Source organism: Halomonas urmiana (assembly GCF_005780185.1).
Lineage (GTDB): Bacteria > Pseudomonadota > Gammaproteobacteria > Pseudomonadales > Halomonadaceae > Halomonas > Halomonas urmiana.
Window position 1 is genome coordinate 1 of sequence record NZ_VBUI01000076.1, and the last position, 893, is coordinate 893.

Here is an 893-nt window from a genome sequence, read left to right on the forward strand (position 1 = left end):
TTCCGCCGCGACAAGCCCTTCCAACAACTGCTGACCCTGCAGAAGGTGCCGAGCACGGCGACGCTGCGACAGCGGCTGGAGAAACTCGCCGCCAACGACCTGCAGGCGCGCACCGCCATCTGGTCCACTACCCTGCTGTCACTGGTCGAGGCACCGATCACCGCCGAGACGACGCACGTCTGCCTGGACATCGACACCTTCGTCATGGACAACAGCAACTCGAAGAAGGAAGGCGTCTCGCGGACCTACCAGAAGGTCGACGGCTATACCCCGATCGCCGCTTATCTGGGCAACGAAGGGTGGTGTCTGGGCCTGGAGCTGCGTCCCGGCAAGCAGCACACCATGAAGGAGAGCAACGCCTTCCTGGAGCGGGTGCTGCCCCGCGCCCAAGGCCTGACCGAGCGACCCATCTTGCTGCGTGAGGACAGCGGCTTCGATAGCCAGGCACACCTGGCGCTTCTCGAACAGCAGCGCCAGGCCTTTGCCGACGAGGGGCGCCGGCTCGACTATGTCGTCAAATGGAACCCGCGCGGCTCGGCCACGGCCGATCAGGACACCTGGCTGGCCGTGGCGGCGGACTACTGGGAAGAGCTGCGTCCCGGCAAGCGCCAGGCGCTGTGGACGCAGACCGTCTCGATCCGCGACGACACCAAGGTCGAATACGTCGTCAAGCGCGTGATGCGCCTGGTAGAGCGCACCGCCGATCGCGATGGCCAGCTGCTGCTCGAACCGGAGGTTGAGCTGGAAGGCTGGTGGACCAGCCTGGACGAGGCGCCGGAGGCGGTGATCAAACGTTACCAGGCGCATGCCACTCACGAGCAATTCCACAGCGAGATCAAGACCGATCTCGATCTGGAGCGGCTGCCGTCGGGCAAGTTCGCCACCAACGACCT

1 protein-coding gene is annotated in these 893 nt (G+C 65.2%); it reads left to right on the plus strand.

What is annotated here, in order from left to right; all coding sequences use genetic code 11:
• Nucleotides 1-893: IS1380 family transposase (locus tag FEI13_RS18815; RefSeq protein WP_138183018.1), on the plus strand; the 893-nt coding region annotated here is incomplete at both ends.